15 protein-coding genes are annotated in these 16,874 nt (G+C 40.3%); 11 read left to right on the top strand and 4 right to left on the bottom strand.

What is annotated here, in order from left to right:
- Nucleotides 1-11: 11 nt before the first annotated feature.
- From DV872_RS22970 to DV872_RS22960, 3 genes are all read left to right on the top strand, one after another.
- Nucleotides 12-1,166 carry an N-acetylglucosamine-6-phosphate deacetylase gene (locus DV872_RS22970; RefSeq protein ID WP_158547129.1) on the top strand — a complete coding sequence of 385 codons (1,155 nt, stop codon included), beginning with the start codon at nt 12-14 and terminating at the stop codon, nt 1,164-1,166.
- A complete protein-coding gene (locus DV872_RS22965) occupies nt 1,163-1,906 on the top strand; it encodes a glucosamine-6-phosphate deaminase (protein WP_114632309.1) in 744 nt (247 codons plus the stop codon). The genes DV872_RS22970 and DV872_RS22965 overlap by 4 nt, the downstream gene beginning before the upstream one ends.
- Nucleotides 1,907-1,970: 64 nt before the next feature.
- The gene (locus DV872_RS22960; RefSeq protein WP_114632308.1) at nt 1,971-2,411 is read left to right on the top strand and encodes a hypothetical protein; all 441 of its coding nucleotides are present in this window, start codon (nt 1,971-1,973) and stop codon (nt 2,409-2,411) included.
- Between the two features lie 53 nt (nt 2,412-2,464).
- On the opposite strand, the gene DV872_RS22955 is transcribed toward DV872_RS22960, so the two are convergent.
- Nucleotides 2,465-5,149 carry an FAD-dependent oxidoreductase gene (locus DV872_RS22955; RefSeq protein WP_114632307.1) on the bottom strand — a complete coding sequence of 895 codons (2,685 nt, stop codon included), beginning with the start codon at nt 5,147-5,149 and terminating at the stop codon, nt 2,465-2,467.
- Nucleotides 5,150-5,177: 28 nt separating this feature from the next.
- Nucleotides 5,178-5,972 (bottom strand): DUF5692 family protein, encoded by a 795-nt coding sequence (locus tag DV872_RS22950; RefSeq protein WP_370446662.1) that lies wholly within the window; start codon nt 5,970-5,972, stop codon nt 5,178-5,180.
- Nucleotides 5,973-6,204: 232 nt separating this feature from the next.
- Here DV872_RS22950 and DV872_RS22945 point away from each other — a divergent pair, with 232 nt between their 5' ends.
- Nucleotides 6,205-7,149 carry an AraC family transcriptional regulator gene (locus DV872_RS22945; RefSeq protein ID WP_114632305.1) on the top strand — a complete coding sequence of 315 codons (945 nt, stop codon included), beginning with the start codon at nt 6,205-6,207 and terminating at the stop codon, nt 7,147-7,149.
- Nucleotides 7,150-7,164: 15 nt separating this feature from the next.
- On the opposite strand, the gene DV872_RS22940 is transcribed toward DV872_RS22945, so the two are convergent.
- Both DV872_RS22940 and DV872_RS22935 read right to left on the bottom strand, forming a co-directional pair.
- Nucleotides 7,165-7,896, bottom strand: a complete 732-nt coding sequence (locus DV872_RS22940; protein WP_114632304.1) for a spermidine synthase — start codon at nt 7,894-7,896, stop codon at nt 7,165-7,167.
- A gap of 65 nt (nt 7,897-7,961) precedes the next feature.
- The gene (locus DV872_RS22935) at nt 7,962-8,738 is read right to left on the bottom strand and encodes a DeoR/GlpR family DNA-binding transcription regulator (RefSeq protein WP_158547128.1); all 777 of its coding nucleotides are present in this window, start codon (nt 8,736-8,738) and stop codon (nt 7,962-7,964) included.
- A 183-nt stretch (nt 8,739-8,921) separates the two neighbouring features.
- Here DV872_RS22935 and DV872_RS22930 point away from each other — a divergent pair, with 183 nt between their 5' ends.
- The 7 genes from DV872_RS22930 to DV872_RS22900 all read left to right on the top strand — a co-directional run bounded on the left by DV872_RS22930 (nt 8,922) and on the right by DV872_RS22900 (nt 16,625).
- Nucleotides 8,922-9,578, top strand: coding sequence for a class II aldolase/adducin family protein (locus tag DV872_RS22930; protein WP_230391661.1), 657 nt, complete (start codon nt 8,922-8,924; stop codon nt 9,576-9,578).
- 69 nt (nt 9,579-9,647) lie between these two features.
- The gene (locus tag DV872_RS22925) at nt 9,648-10,646 is read left to right on the top strand and encodes an autoinducer 2 ABC transporter substrate-binding protein (protein WP_114632302.1); all 999 of its coding nucleotides are present in this window, start codon (nt 9,648-9,650) and stop codon (nt 10,644-10,646) included.
- 92 nt (nt 10,647-10,738) lie between these two features.
- The gene (locus DV872_RS22920; protein ID WP_114632301.1) at nt 10,739-12,235 is read left to right on the top strand and encodes a sugar ABC transporter ATP-binding protein; all 1,497 of its coding nucleotides are present in this window, start codon (nt 10,739-10,741) and stop codon (nt 12,233-12,235) included.
- 10 nt (nt 12,236-12,245) lie between these two features.
- A complete protein-coding gene (locus DV872_RS22915; RefSeq protein ID WP_114632300.1) occupies nt 12,246-13,265 on the top strand; it encodes an ABC transporter permease in 1,020 nt (339 codons plus the stop codon).
- Nucleotides 13,253-14,260: an ABC transporter permease gene (locus DV872_RS22910; RefSeq protein ID WP_114632299.1), complete on the top strand. Its 1,008-nt coding sequence runs from the start codon at nt 13,253-13,255 to the stop codon at nt 14,258-14,260. Before DV872_RS22915 ends, DV872_RS22910 begins: the two co-directional genes overlap by 13 nt.
- Nucleotides 14,261-14,282: 22 nt before the next feature.
- On the top strand, nt 14,283-15,758 hold the full coding sequence (locus DV872_RS22905) for a rhamnulokinase family protein (protein ID WP_114632298.1): 1,476 nt from the start codon (nt 14,283-14,285) through the stop codon (nt 15,756-15,758).
- On the top strand, nt 15,759-16,625 hold the full coding sequence (locus tag DV872_RS22900) for a sugar phosphate isomerase/epimerase (RefSeq protein ID WP_114632297.1): 867 nt from the start codon (nt 15,759-15,761) through the stop codon (nt 16,623-16,625).
- The last annotated feature ends 249 nt before the right edge of the window (nt 16,626-16,874 follow it).

Genomic DNA, 16,874 nt, shown 5'->3' with positions numbered 1-16,874 from the left:
GATTTATAGACGTGACTTATATTAAAGGAAAATCGATCTTCAGTGGTCGAAATCTGAATATTGAAATTCAAAATGGCAAGATTGCTTCTGTTAATGAGATAGAAGAGGACTGTCTTAACTATCTGTCTCCAGGGTTTTTGGACATACAGATAAATGGATATCAGGGAAAAAATTATTCCGACTCTCTCAGCCTATCACAGATTGAGGAGCTGACTAAAAATATTTCTCTCAGTGGGACAACCAGGCATTTGCCGACAATTATCACAAATTCAGAGGATAACATCCTGGCAAGTATCAAAGCCATTGTTGAAGCCAGGAAGGCTTCCCCTCTCCTGGAATATGCTTTGCCCTTCATTCATATTGAAGGACCTTTTATATCACTGGATGAAGGTGCCAGAGGGGTTCATGATCCCTCTCATATCAGGGGTGCAGATTTTGAAGAGTTTCTTCGCTGGCAGGATGCGGCAGAGGGATTAATCAAAATTGTAACCCTATCTCCTGAAGATGAGGACAGCCTGGATTTTATTCGTAAGATCAGTAACCAGGGAGTTATTGCAGCCATTGGCCATACTAATGCATCAGTTGAGATGATAGAGCAGGCAATTGAGGCAGGAGCCAGACTCTCCACTCATCTTGGTAATGGTTGTCCAGCCTATATTCCCAGACTCCAGAACTTCTTATGGAAACAGTTGAGTGATGGGAGATTGAGTGCCAGTATCATTGCAGATGGATTTCACCTCCCTCCCTATGTTTTAAAAAGCTTTACACAAAGCAAAGGTGCGGACAAGACAATACTTATCAGCGATGCTGCAGCGCTGGCTGGAAGTGAACCAGGGCTTTATAAATGGGGGAACATGGACATCGAAATATTTGAAGATGGCCATATGGGACTCCATAATACAAGCAATTTAGCAGGTGCTTCCTCTCTTCTGAACAGGTGTATTGCACATTTGATGGAGTGCAGTGATCTGACTCTGGAGGAGTGTGTACGATGTGCGACTGTGAATCCCTGGAACCTGCTGAATCTTGATGGTTGGGAATTAGATCCTGAAGTTGGTGATGCAGCGGATATTTGCTCATTCAGATTAATGGATGGGATCTTATCCATACAGAGGACAATCTGTTTAACTACAGAATTATATATAAATGATGAGGGAATTAAATGACAATCTGCATTAATGAAAACAAAGAAACTAATGGAAAAGAAGCTGCCTTGAAGGGTGGATTATTGATTCAGAAGACTCTGAATGAGAAGGGTTCTGCACGTATTATCCTTGCTACAGGTGCCAGTCAGTTTGAGATGATCAGTGAACTTATTAAGGCTGATATTGACTGGTCCAAAGTAGAAGTTTTTCATCTGGATGAATATATCGGAATACCTGAAAGTCATAAAGCCAGTTTCAGAAAGTATCTGAAGGAACGTTTTGAAGCCAAGGTATCGAATCTGAAGGCTTTTCATTATATAAAGGGTGATGCTGAAAATCTTGATGAAGAGCTTAGTAGAATCAATGGCCTCATTTCCAGGGATATTATTGATGTTGCTTTTGTTGGAATCGGAGAAAACGCACATTTGGCATTCAATGATCCCCCTGCGGATTTTGAAACAGAAATTCCTTATCTTGTGGTGAATCTTGATGAAGAATGCCGGAAGCAACAGTTGAATGAAGGCTGGTTCTCCAGCCTGGAAGATGTTCCCCGACAGGCTGTTTCTATGAGTGTCAGACAAATTATGAAAAGCACTTATATTATCAATACAGTTCCGGATAAACGTAAGGCTGCCGCTGTTTCTTGTTCTGTTAATGGTAAGATTAACAAAAAATGTCCAGCTTCCATTCTTCAGATACATGAAAACTGTTACAGTTTCTTTGATCGCGAGTCTGCATCACTGCTTCGATTCGATCAATAATTTTTTAAAATAACCCGGAACGGGATAATTCTTTTATCCCGGTTCCATATACTCAGGACCTGCAATGAATATTGAAATTTTCTCTCATGATGAACCCGGGGTGATTTTCCCTTATGACCGGGATGGTCGTATTCTTGGACTGAAGAACTACGGAGCTGCAAACAATCTGTTAAACATCACAAAAATGGAACGGCATCTACAGACTGAAGAACAGTTTCTTCTTTTTCAGGGTTCCTGCACTATTGTGACATTGAATGATAATAAGAATGCTGAACACTGGGAATTGACTCTGGTGAAGCCCGGGTCAATATATAATATTCCCAAGGGTCTCTGGCACACTACGATTATGAGCCGGGATTGCCGGATGGTTCTTATTGAGAACAGTGGTACCAGTACAGATAACAGTGATTATTTTGCTTTGACAAAAGAGCAGTGTTCAAGAATAAGAGAGCTGTACAAATCAGACTGCTTCAGTAAACACCAGCATTCCGGAAAGACCCTGTAAGGTCTTTCCGGAGAAGTAATCATGCAAAAGTTAAATCTTGGTTAAGCAGAAAATCAGGATCTGATTGAGAATTTCTGTCCCACTTTCTTATAAGCTATCTTCACTTTTCTTTTTAAGGCATGCTTGATTATGATGGGTTTAAGGTCGGGAAAATCAACACCCTGTGCATCATGCTTTTTAACAAGTTTAATGGCATCAAAATTACATCTTGTTGTACAGGCACCACATCCAACACATAAGAATTCATCTACAACGGTCACACCGCAACCCAGACATCTATCGGTTTCCTTTTTTATCTGCTCTTCAGATAGAATCCCTCTGGGATCAGTAAAATCACCTTTTAGATTTTCGATATGAGCCACTTTCGGCTTTTGTCTCTGTACCATACCATACTGACTGTAATCTACATTTTCCTTATCCAGAGCTTTATAGTATTTTCGTCTTCGTCCCAGGGTCAGGCTTTGTCCTCTTTGAACAAAGCGGTGGATAGAAGTGGCTCCCTCTTTTCCAAGAGCAATAGCATCAATTGCGAATTTAGGTCCTGTCACAATATCTCCACCGGCAAAGATCTCGGGAATACTGGACTGCAGGGTGAAATCATCAACCTTGATGGTTCCATTTGCATTGGTTTCTACTTTATGGTCCTGCAGCAGTGAACCGTAATCAAACGACTGGCCTACAGAAATCAGGACATAATCTGCTTCTACAATGATTTTATCACTCTCATCGAATGAAGGATTGAATCTTCCATCCTTGCCAAATATTGAAATGCACTTTTTAAACTCGACAGCCTTTACTTTTCCATTTTCTACGATAAAGCGGGAAGGGCCATAACTGTTATTAATGCTAATCTTTTCACTTAATGCCTCTTCCACCTCTTCTTCCAGAGCAGGCATAGTATCCCTGTCTTCCAGGCAGAACATCTGCACCGATTCGCCGCCTGTGCGGACTGCTGTTCTGGCTACATCAATGGCTACATTGCCGCCGCCGATGACAACGACATTCCCGGAGATCTCACTCTTACTGTCCAGTGACTGTTCCTTGAGGAAATCAACGCCTGTATGGATGTTTTCAGCATTCTCGTTTTCAAGACCAAGCATCCTCCCTTTCTGTGCACCGATGGCCAGATAAAAGGCTTTAAATCCCTGTTCTTTCATATCAGATATAGTAATATCAGTTCCCACATCGATGCCTGTTTTGAAATTGACTCCCATGGTTCTCAGCACTTCAATTTCTGCATTGATAACATCTTTTTCAAGTCTGAAGTTGGGGATTCCATAGGTCAGCATTCCACCTAATCTGTCCTGTTTTTCAAATACAGTTACCTTATATCCCTCTTCCGCCAGATAATAGGCACAGCTCAGGCCTGAAGGACCGGCGCCGATCACAGCTATCTTTTTATCAAAGTCATGCTTTATTTCAGGAATATAGCGATGCTCCTCATTAAGATCCTGTTCAGCAATAAATTTCTTGATATCATCTATGGCAATAGGATCATCAAGGCCACCCCTGGTACAGGCACTTTCACAGAGGGCAGGGCATACACGGCCGCAGACGGCTGGAAAGGGGTTTTCCTTCTTGATCAATTTTAAAGCATCCCCATATCTTCCCTGAGAGGCCAGCTTCACATATGCCGGAATACTGATATGGGCAGGACAGTCTGTCTTGCAGGGAGATGTTCCGCTATCCAGGGATTCTTTTCTGTTCTCCCTATAGTCGAAATTCCATTTATCTGCACCCCATTCAGTATTGTCGGGGAACTCGGTTCTCACTGGTATTTCAACTTCTTCTTTTACACAGATTTTCTGACCTAATTTGAGTGCGTTTGTCGGACATACTTCCACACATTCACCGCAGCCTACACAGATATCCTTATCGACCTGAGAGCCGAAGTTACTACGAACCATGTCCGGATTGTTATACATGGAGGCGGCTCTCAGGGCATAACAACTACAGCCGCAGCAGTTACAAATGGCATGGGTATGTCCTTCTCCCTCGGTGTTGGGGATCTGGTGCATTAAACCATCCCGTTCTGCACGTCTCATGATATCCCGGGCTTCTTCCTTGGAGACCTCTCTACCACGCTTTGTTCTGATATAGTACTCCGCTGCATCATCAAGGAGAATGCACATATCCTCCTTGAGGTGACCGCAGCCCTCACCATTCTCTTCACGGGAGGTTCTACAGCTGCAGTCAGTAACGGCTATGAGTCTTGAGTTTTCTACATAGCGGTCTACTTCTTCTGAGGAGGCCGTTCTTGTTTCACCATCTACGGCGGTCTGTATGGGGATGACCCGCATAAGACCCTTGCCAATGGGGAAATTGCCTGCGGCATCGGGATTTTTTAATTTCCCATAATCATCAAAAGCTTTGGAAATCTGAGGGTATTTCCTTGCATTGTCCTTATTGTTTACAACCAGTTCGAATATCCCGGGCACCCATGTTTCATACCAGAATTTATCCACACCATCTTTTACATTGACTGTGGATACACCGGCATCCGCCAGATCCCATAACAGTTTTTTGGTTGTCTCTACATCTTTTTTACACTTCAGAGAAAGCTCTTCAACACTAAGAGGATTTCTGTATTCCAGTTGTAAAGCTACTTCAGCCATCTCTTCGGTGACTATCTTTTCCAATAGTGCAAATCGCGGATCATCATAGCCCAGTTGTTTCCGGCTGCCCATTTTGGTACCGGATACCATATTTACAAATTCCAACAGTTTGATCTGTTCCATTATTATTTCCTTATTTGTTTTTAAATTTTTAATATCCGTATGCTTCAGCGGAGTGTTTTATCTGATAATCCTTGCTCCGTAATTTAAAAAACCAGTAGAACAGGTAGGCTCCATGAAGCACTAAGTTCAGGGCGCCCCAGGAGTATAGAACAGTTTCATTGAACCAGAGGGTTGAATCCATAACCGGAGTAAAGACGTCATAGCAGGATCTTATCAGGAGGTGCATTGCCAGAGTATAGACCCTTGCCTGAAGCCAGAGATCGACTCTTTTATGGTAAAACACCCAGATTTCAGGAACGATGAGGATACAGAGACTGGCAGAAAAAAAGCTTGGACTCTCTGCATATACAAAGGCCGCATTCCAGGTCATGTATAACAGGCACCAGGCAAGGGGGAGATCAGCAATCACTTCGGCAAATGAGTTTTTCCCGTCATTTTTTCCAATTCTCCAGTGCTTTGTGGGGAGGGGAGCTGTTATACATAGAATGAGGCCGCTGATTGCGTTAAAATTATTGCCCAATTCAAAGTCTGTCATTGCCGCTTCCAGAATATTAAGCAGAAGGATCGAATATAGAATCCATAGGGGCCATTTCTTCTTTAATGACATTAAAACATTTTCATGATTTTCATCATTTGAAATCCTGACATAATTAAAAAAGCAGATAGGAATCAGAATACTTATTGTTTTGGCCCATCTGAACCATGAGTGTAAATTTAAAAACCAGATTGGTGCAGTGAACAAAGCCAATATAAAAAACCATTTATAAAAGTTTTGCTTCTCCCTCGTATAATCCAGGAAGAAAAATAGAAATGAAATATACATTGTCATCGATACGACATAGCTAAGTGCCGGTAAGCCCATATGAAACCCCTTTGAAAATTAAGTAATCATAAAATATTTATCGATAAATACAAGGAAAAGTTAGAAAGTATTGTTAGCAAGGATGTCATATAAAGAGCATTATACTGTAATTATATAGCAAGAATGTCATGTGATATCGATAAAAGACTATTTATATTGGTTTTTTGAGAGTACAATAGAGGCAGGATAATTTATGAATGAAAACTGTATAGATCTCTTTAGCAGGTACAATCTGCCCTTTAAAACTTACTTTGCCAAAAAAATAGAACATCTGGATCAGACTCATGATGAAAGTGAACTCATCTGGGTGCTCAAAGGGAACCTCAAAATTATTTGTGATGGAATCCCTTATCAACTGACATCTCAAACACTATTTATGGTTAACGATTTTCAAGTTCATTCTCTTATCTCATCAGAGGATGCAATGATTGTCACTCTTCGTTTTACAAAGGAGCATCTTAAAGAGAATAAATCCTCTTTTGAGGGTATGAGTTTTATAAGCAGAATCTATACTTTTGATGAACTGGTTGATAAGTATAAAGAGATGCCTCAGCTTATTTCTCTTATTGTGGATATGCTGATGGTTCCTAATAATTCATACTTAATCAGATATAAGATAATAGGTTATTACAATATTCTGATGTATGAATTATACACACTTCTACTCAGAGACAAATACCTCGATATTAAACAGAAAAACTGTAAAGAGTGCTTAAATAGATTAAATACAGTAATTGATTATGTGAGTCTTCATTTCAAAGAAAAGATCACTCTGGAGGAAATAGCTCAAGAAGTAGAGATTTCCAGGTTCAGACTTTCTCACTTCATAAAAGAAAATCTGGGGATTTCATTTACAGAATTGTTAAACAGTATGAGATTTGAATATGCATTGAAACAGTTACGGGAAACAGATCAGAATGTCCTGAAAATCTCTGAAAAATCAGGATTCAGTGATGTAAAATACTTAAACAAAATGGTCAAAAAAAGGTTTAATATGACTGCTCTGAAATATAGAAAAATGATCGGACAACAGAACTTAAGTACAAATTCAGAGAAAGTGGATGTAGAACACTTTCTACAGGACTTAAAATTATGTCTGAGTCATATTCAGGACAATTTATCCCAGTCTTTTTCTTAGTAATTTATAGAACGTTTACTTTGTTTTCAATTTCCGTCCCACATAAACAGTCCCTTCCGATGAGCCGCCTGTTATGGGATTTTCAAATTGGATATGGTGAGACCGGGCATCATTGAAGACTTTTTCCAGATGAGTTCTGAAGGATTCCTGAGGGGAACCATCAGCCCACAGGCCAAACACTCCCTCCGGTTTTAAATGCTGCGCAAGCTCGGCAAGTCCCTTTTCTGTATAAAAATGTTTATTTGTCTGACTCAATACATGGCTAGGTGTGTGATCAATATCTAAAAGAATGGCATCATATTTCTTAGAGGGTGTTTCCGCTTCGAAGCTTGAGAATTCATCCCGTGCAAGAGCGAAGAAATCTGCATTGACAATCCGGCAGCGGGAATCATCGGTCAAAGTCTTTCCCATGGGAACCAGATGATCCTTATGCCAGCCGATTACTGCTTCCAGGTATTCAACTATTACCAGTGATTTTACACGTGTATCTTCCAATGCCGCTACTGCTGTGTAACCGAGGCCAAGCCCGCCCACAACAATATCCAGCTCTTTTTTATCTGTTTCACCAAGACCGATAACAGAAAGCTGAGATTCGGATTCATGGAACAGACTGGTCATCAGGAAATGTTCGCCCAGCTTCACTTCATATATATCAGTGTTTCCAAGCTGGAGCATTCGCCTTCGCCGCAGCATGAGGTCTCCAATGGGAGTCTTTTGAAAATCCAGTTCCTCATAGTTCAGGCTCATTATCTCTCCTTCTATACTGAAGACCTTAAGCCCAAAGCATCCATACTATGTAATTTATTTGTATTTTAAACGACCCTGAGTTCAATTTTTTGTGATCTGATATCGGCGGCGATTTCTTCAGAAAGCCCTTTATCTGTTATAATAACATCAAAATGCTTGAGATCGGCAAAATAACGTTTCTGCAATTTATCAAATTTTGATGAATCAACTAAAAGAACTCTGGTGTGAGCCGATTCCAATGCAGTTTTTTTAAGCTCTCTCTCAAAATCTGCGGAGCATGTGGCCCCAAGGCGAAGATTTACCCCACTGGCAGAAATAAAGGCCTTATTAACACGAGTGTTCTTTATCAGCTCAATTCCTTCCCGGCTTTCAAATAGCATTGAGCTGCTGTGATACATTCCGCCGGGAAGCAGCACAGATGTATTTTTTTTATTTATTATAATGTTTAGAATATTCAAACTGAAGCATAGAACTGTCATCTTCAGATTTTCCGGTAAACGTTTTGCAAAGAACTCTGTTGTTGATCCGGCATCAATCAAAATATGATCTTCTGCCTCAATCATGCTTACGGCTTCCTCTGCAATACGTATTTTTGCTTCTTTAAAATCGGTGGAAGCTGTAATAACAGAGTAGGATGTTCCTTCTTCCTTTTCACTTTGAGGATTATACAAAAACATCCCCCGTATCATCTGAATATCAGGATCATCAAGAATATCATCCAGATCTCTTCTGATAGTCATAATTGATACATTGAGAATCTCTGCCAGTTCCCTGATAGTGAGAGAGTTCCTCAATTTAATCAATTCACAAATTTTATTAACACGTTCAAATCGAATACTCATTTTAAATAACCCCATTCAAGTAAAATAAAATAGCATGTTTTTCCTATTAAATCATTTATTAAAATTTAATTTGACAGCCAATAAATGCACTGTTACTATGATAACATACAAATGGTAAATGAGTAACATTTAATGTTGTTATAGTATCATTTCGTGAGAAAATAAATCATAGGAGATCATTAATTGGCACTTATTAATAAGGCTTTAAAACAAGCAATAGTCGATGGAGGCATGAGTCTTTTCAGTCAGGGGCTTACAGTCGGTACATGGGGAAATATAAGTATCCGGGATACAGAAACCGGACTGATCTATATAAAACCCAGTGGAATGCCATATCCTGATATTACAGCAGATGATGTTGTTGTAATGAATGAGAAACTTGAAGTTGTGGAAGGCCACAGAAAACCATCAATTGAATTTAATCTCCATATTGCGATTATGAATAGTCGAAAAGATGTAAACGTTGTTATTCACACCCATCCGATCTATTCAAGTGTTTTTGGGGTACTGATTGAAGATATTCCCGGAATCAGTGAAGACTTTGTTCAGATAGTGGGAGATAAGATCATCAACTGTGATTATGCTCTCCCCGGTACACCGGAACTGGCTGAAAATGTTGTCAAAGGTCTGGGCGATAGAAGCGCGGTGATGATTCCTAATCACGGTACTGTCTGTGTGGGGAATGATTTTGATGCGGCCATGAAAATCATTTTTGTAGTTGAAAAAACAGCGCAAGTTTACATTATGGCAAAGTCTATTGGAACTCCGAAACTCATTTCGGATGCGGATATTCTGGCAATGCAGGATTTTGCCAAGAATCATTACGGCCAGGGTAAGTAGGGTTATTGTTTTCAATACTCAGGTATTGAAAATTTTAGTAAATCAAAACAAAGAGGTTAGGAGGTCGAGGTGAATAATAAACTTGCAAGAGTTATTATTTTTGGTTTGTGCTTTTTTCTGGCAGTACCGGGCTTGTTCGCAGTTGGACAACAGGAAGCAGGTGATGAAAAGCATGAAATCGCAACAGTAGTAAAAATCACGGGAATTCCCTGGTTCAACAGACTGGAAGAAGGCGTCAAAGAGGCAGGTGAGTTACTTTTTGTAAATTCATATCAGATTGGTCCTTCAGATGCAGATCCTGCTCAACAGGTAAAAATGGTAGAAGATCTGGTTAGCAAGGGTGTAGATGCAATCTGTATTACACCGAATGATGCTAAGGCTCTTGAACCTGCATTTGCAAAGGCAAAGGCAAAGGGAATTCCTATAATTACTCACGAGTCTCCAAATCAGATAGGTAAGGATTATGACATTGAGTTAATCGATAATGTCCAATTCGGCCGCCATTTCTGGGACATGATGGTCAATTATATGGGTGATTCCGGTCAGTACGTTATTTTTGTCGGAAGCCTTACTGTTCCACTGCACAATCTATGGGCAGATGAAGGAATTAAGTATGCAGAAGAGAAATATCCCAATCTTGAACTCGTAACAGAAAGAATACCCTGTGGAGAAGATCAGGAACTGTCAAAACAGACAACCCTGGAACTTCTTAAAACCTATCCTGAACTTAAAGGTATTATTGGTTTTGGAAGTCTCGGACCTCCGGGAGCTGCTCAGGCATTGAAAGAGAAGGGAATGGATGGAAAGGTTACTGTTGTGGGAACCGTTCTTCCGGATCATGCCGCAACTTATTTGAAAGAAGGCTCCATGCAGCATGGTATTCTCTGGGATCCTAAGGATGCCGGTTTTGCCATGACCTGGATTGCCAAGCAGATTGTTGACGGTAAGTCCATTACTAACGGAATGGAAATTCCCGGAATCGGTAAAGTTGTTGTTGAGGGTGATGTAATTAAAGTTGATGCTGTTATAGACATTACTAAAGATAATGTAGACAGTTTCGGTTTTTAATACTTAGTATTTAGTTTAACAGTAGAAAAGCCCCTTTGATTTTTTCATGGGGGCTTTTTATTAAAAAAAATTAATTCATGAGGTAGTAATCTATGTCTCAAGCTTTTCTTTCGATGAAGCATATCAGTAAAAGATATACTGGTGTACAGGCTCTGAATAATGTGGATTTTGATATACAGGAAGGTGAAATCCACTGTCTTGCCGGAACAAATGGATCCGGAAAATCTACTTTGATTAAAATAATTTCAGGTGTTGAGAAACCGGATGCAGGTTCGGAAATCTATATAAATGGAATAAAGAGTTCACATCGAAACTCAATTGATTCAATACATCAGGGTATTGAAGTCATCTATCAGGATCTTTCCCTTTTCCCTAATCTGACTGTAGCGGAAAATATAGCTCTCAGTGGAATGATTTCCGGAAAAAGAAAACTCTTAAGCAAGAAAGAATATATCAATATATCCCGAAAGGCGATGGATAGAATCAATATTGATATCCCCTTAAATGCCATGCTGGGAGACTTATCTATTGCCGATCAGCAGCTGGTTGCCATCTGCCGAGCCCTTACGGGGGAGTTGAAACTCCTTATTATGGATGAGCCTACTACTGCCCTGACAAAAAAAGAAGTAGATGCTCTTCTAAAAGTTGTTACTGATATGAAACAAAAAGGGATTGCAATCCTGTTTGTAAGCCATAAATTAAATGAAGTGATGCAGGTAGCAGAAAGTGTTACGGTCCTGAGGGATGGTGTCAAAATCGGCTGTTATCAGGCATCAGAACTTGACAGTAATAAGATTGAATATTACATGACTGGTGAGAATTTTGAATATTCCAGAAATGATGAGATTATATCCAGGACCAATCCTCTTCTTGAAGTAGATTCTATTTCTAAAAAAGATAATTTTAAAGATATAACATTTGAACTTTATCCCGGTGAAATACTTGGTATTACAGGGCTTCTCGGATCCGGTCGTACAGAACTGGCAATGTCTCTCTTTGGTATGAACCCGATCGATGAAGGAACCATTAAAATGAATGGTAGTGAAGTTAATTTTAATTCTATTGAGGACGCCGTTAAACATGGGGTTGCCTATGTTCCGGAAAACAGACTGGTTCAGGGACTTATTATGCAGCAATCTGTGGAGAAAAATACTGTTGTCACTATCATAGATCGATTGCTCAAGGGGATCGGCATTATAGACCAGAGAAAAAAGACTACAACAGTGGATAATCTTGTTGATGAATTCAGCATAAAGGTTCCCTCTATCGATGCTGCCGTTTCCACACTCTCAGGAGGTAATCAGCAGCGGGTTGTTCTTGCAAAATGGATTGCTACTAACCCAAAATTACTTATTTTAGATGGTCCCACTGTGGGGGTCGACATTGCCGCAAAAGGCAGTATTCATGAATCGATCAAGCAGCTGGCTAAAAAGGGGCTGGGAGTTATTATTATTTCGGATGAAGTGCCGGAAGTTTTAAATAGCTGTCATCGTGTTCTTGTTATGAACCGGGGAAGATTTATATCTGAGTTTCAAACAAAAGATACTCAGGAAGACGACATTATAAAATGTATAGAAACAGCGGAATAAGGGTAATTATGTGAAAAAACTATTGAAATATCATGAGACCTATTTATTTATTATTATCGTATTGCTTTCCATAATCATTACTTCCAAAAACGCAAACTTTTTTACTGCCGAAAATATGTTTGATCTGTTGAAAAGTAATTCATTTATAGGAATATTGGCAATCGGAGTGCTTCTGGTGCTCATTTCCGGCGGAATTGACATCTCATTTGCCGCCATAGCAACGGTCAGTGAGTATATTATGGCCGTCACCATCATTAGAATCGGCGGGAATATTTTTACTGCTGTGTCTATCGCTGTATTTATCGGAACAGTGATGGGAATGGTAAACGGACTATTAATATACTATTTCCGGATTCCACCAATCATCACAACTATTGCCACAATGAATATCTACTATGGTTTTCTTATGGTGATAACTGGAGGGAAATGGATCTATTCTCTTCCCGACTGGTTCAGAAGTTTTGCAGAGATTCGTGTCCTGACCTTCCATAACAGTAATGGAAATCCATATGGATTATCCATTATTACCCTGATATGGTTTCTGGTCATTATCAGTGCAGTTCTTATTCTTCGTTATACTATTTTGGGCCGTAGTATTTATGCTCTTGGAGGTGACAGAAAATCGGCGGTTCGAGTCGGATTCAATGTCCTTTTTACAGAGACCTTTGTCTATGCTTTTCTGGGTTTTATGGCTGGACTGGCAGGAGTCGTACAGGCTCTTCTTGTTCAGACAGTTGCTCCCAATTCCATAGTCGGCAAAGAATTGAATGTTATTGCCGCTGTAGTTCTTGGTGGAGCCAGTCTGGAAGGGGGAAAAGGCAGTGTTCTGGGAGCGATTCTTGGTGTTGCTCTCCTGGCCATACTTAAAAACGGAATGACATTGATGGCTGTTCCGGCTATCTGGTATGAATTCCTGGTTGGTGTTGTCATTCTGATCAGCATTGGTTTCAGTTCATATCAAGAAAAGAAAAAGTCCAGAAAAACATCAGTCATTGATGTTAATGAACGGGAGGCCATATGTTCAAAGTAAAAACTAGAATAAATCCTGAGATGAAAGTTCTCAGTATGATTCTTGCAGGATCATTTATTATCATGGCTATATTGAGCCCAAGTCACTTTTTAAGACTGGAGACCTTTCAGGGAATGGCCTTCCAGCTTCCGGAATTAGGTCTGCTCTCTCTCGCCATGATGATCTCCATGTTAACCGGTGGGATCAATCTTTCGATAATTGCCACAGCCAATATCTCCAGTATTACTGCTGCTCTGATCCTGACATCTTATATAAATCCCGAAATAGCATCCTCGGGTGACGGTATGGTTATCCTTCTTGCTATATTGGCCGCACTTACGGTTTCTGTTCTCGTTGGATTATTTAACGGGATACTGATTTCTATAGTGAATATTCCTCCCATCCTGGCCACTTTAGGTACAATGAAACTGCTTCAGGGACTGGCATTTATTATAACCAGAGGTTATGTCATCTCGGGTATGCCCGATTTTGTCCGCTTTATTGGAAACGGGACTGTCATAGGGATACCCATGCCCCTGATTCTCTTTGCAATCTTTGCCTGGCTGATGGCTTTTTATCTGAATCACACAGCAACGGGATTCAATATTTTTCTATTCGGTTCAAATTCTGTAGCGACCTTTTTTTCCGGAGTCAATAATACAAAAGTCATAATTCAGACCTATATGCTCTCCGGATTATATTGCGGAGTAGCAGCTCTTATCATGATGTCGCGGTTTAATTCCGCCAAGGCAGGATATGGCGAATCATACCTGCTGGTTACAATCCTCGCAGCGGTCCTGGGGGGGGTTAAAAGTGAAGGTGGATTTGGAGAGGTCACAGGTCTCATCCTATCCCTGGTTATATTGCAGATTATTTCCAATGGTCTGAATCTTCTTGGTGTCAGTTCATTTCTTACTGTGGCATTCTGGGGACTTATAATGATCGCAGCCATGATTATTCACTTTCTGGCAAGACGAAATTCACAGAATAGAATCAGCCTGGAAAAGAAAAATTAATTATGAGACTGCTGGAGGAAGTATGAGTAAAAATCTGAACATGGTTGCATTTGACTGCGGGAATTCTTCCGTACGTGTTGTAACTGGACTGTATGATGGTGAAAAAATAGAAACACATGTAGTGCATCAAGTTCCCAATGAGGCCATTCTTGTCAACGGTATTTATTACTGGGATATCCTTTATATTTTCCGGGAACTTCAGAAGGGGCTGCAGAAGTCTTTTCATGAATTCGGTCCTATCGAGTCCGTAGGAATCTCTACCTGGGGTATTGATTTTGGACTCCTGGGTGAATCTGGACAGCTCCTGGGGAATCCTCTCTGCTACCGGAATGTCTTCGGCCAATCTATTCTTGATGATATGAACAGCGAAGATAAAAAGAATGTATTTGATGCAACAGGAATCCCGGATCATCCGATGAATTCCTTATATCAGCTCCTGGGTATACGGAAGTATCTTCCTGAGTATTATACCGCGGCCACCCGGTTGCTTCTAATTCCTGATCTCCTGGCTTATTTGTTTACGGGTACACTTTTAGGGGAACCTACAATTGCCAGCACTACCCAAATGATGAATATGGAGAGCTGGGCTTATTCCAATAAAGTTTTCGATCAATTTGATCTGAATCCATCTCTTTTTCCAGATTTGGTTAATCATGGAGATACTTATGGGAATTTAAAACAGGAGCTGGCCGACAGTTTGAAAATTAATAGCTGTCCCTTTATAAGCATTCCTTCACATGATACAGCTTCGGCTGTTGTCTCGGTACCAGCCGATGATGATCAATTTCTGTTTATTTCTTCTGGAACCTGGTCTTTGATTGGAACTGAACTATCAAAACCCATAATCAATGAGCATGTATATGCTGATGGATTTGCAAATGAAGGAGGAGCCCTGGGGACAATCACTTTCCTGAAGAACTCTGCAGGGATGCATATTCTGCAAAACATAAAGAGAGGTCTTGAAAAATCAGGAAGAAAATATACCTGGGATGAGCTTGTTGATATGGCAGAAAGCTGCGGAGGGGAAATACCGGTATTTAATCCTAACGACCCGGTATTCTTTAATCCGAAAGATATGTCTACAGCTATCAGGGACTACACGAAACAAAACATGTCTGATTCTGAAGTTCTTGCCTCAGCCTATATTTCACTTAGCTGCAGTTATAAATACGGCATCGATCAGATTGAGAAGTTGACTGGAGTTGATTATCAGAAAGTGCATATAATCGGAGGAGGCTGCCGAAATAATAATCTCAATCAGTTAACATCAGATCTTACGAAAAAAGAGGTTATTGCAGGACCTGAGGAAGCAACCTCACTGGGAAATCTTGGAATTCAACTTATGAAAAATCAACCAGCTCTGGACCTTCTTCAAATCCGTCAGATTCTTAAAAGATCCATTCCTCAAAAGAAATTTTCCAGTTCAGGAAGGGAAGAACAGAAAGTCGAAATAGACAAGTATTACCAACGGTATTGTCAACTTAAGGACATCAAGTAAATGGACCGTAAAATCGGAATATATTATGCCTATTGGGCGGATTCCTGGGATGTAGACTTCTTCCCCTATATTAAAAAAGTAAAGATCCTTGGATTTGATCAGCTTGAGATTCAAGCTGCTGCCGTAGCTGATCTTGATATAGAAAAACGTCGGGATCTGAAACGTGAGGCTGATGAACAGGATATCACTCTTTCCTATGGTATCGGGCTGACAGCCGATAATGATGTCTCATCTCTTCATGAGGAAACACGTATAAAGGGTGTCGAATTCATGAAAAGAGTGATTAAAGCAGTGTCATCGATAGATGGAAAAATGATCAGCGGAACAGTCCATAGCTATTGGCCGGCAGTTCCCCCTCAGGGTTTAACGGATAAACAAGCTGTATGGGATCAGAGCATCAAAAGTATGAAAGAGCTTGTAAAAGTTGCTGAAGATCATGATGTCATATTGAATGTGGAAGTTATTAATAGGTTTGAGCAGTTTTTGCTGAACACCAGTGAAGAAGCTGTCAAATATGTGGAGCAGGTTGGTAGTCCATACTGCCGAATCCTGTTGGATACTTTTCATATGAATATTGAAGAGGATTCCATTGAAGACGCAATAAAACGCTGCGGGCCATACCTTTCGGCTCTTCATATAGGAGAAACAAATCGTAAACCCCCGGGATGCGGAAGAATGCCATGGCTGGAAATAAAAAAGGCATTGGATGATATCCAATTTACCGGTTCCCTTGTTATGGAACCCTTTGTTCTGCCGGGAGGGCAGGTTGGTCGGGATATTGCCCTTTGGAGGGAGCTGATGCCCGGAGCTGATCTGGATGAGGAAGCTGCAAAGGCTGTCAGATTTGTGAGAGACACACTTTGTTAATGTAGTGATCAGTAATAGATAGATTAAAATAAATTCAATAAATAAGGTAAAAATATGATTTATAGAAAAGAAAGAGAAGCTGTCGCTTCTACAATGCGCCGACTATATCGTCAGGGACTAACGTAACCGCTAATAAAGCCCCATCTACCAGTAACTGAGATTTCTATGCATTTTCTATTCTAAAGGAGTGGAAAATGAAAAGAAGAACATCAGAAGATTGGGATCACATAATCCGGGACTATAAAGAGT

It is taken from the genome of Oceanispirochaeta sp. M1, from assembly GCF_003346715.1.
GTDB lineage: Bacteria > Spirochaetota > Spirochaetia > DSM-2461 > DSM-2461 > Oceanispirochaeta.
This window is presented reverse-complemented; position numbering and strand designations above follow the sequence as displayed.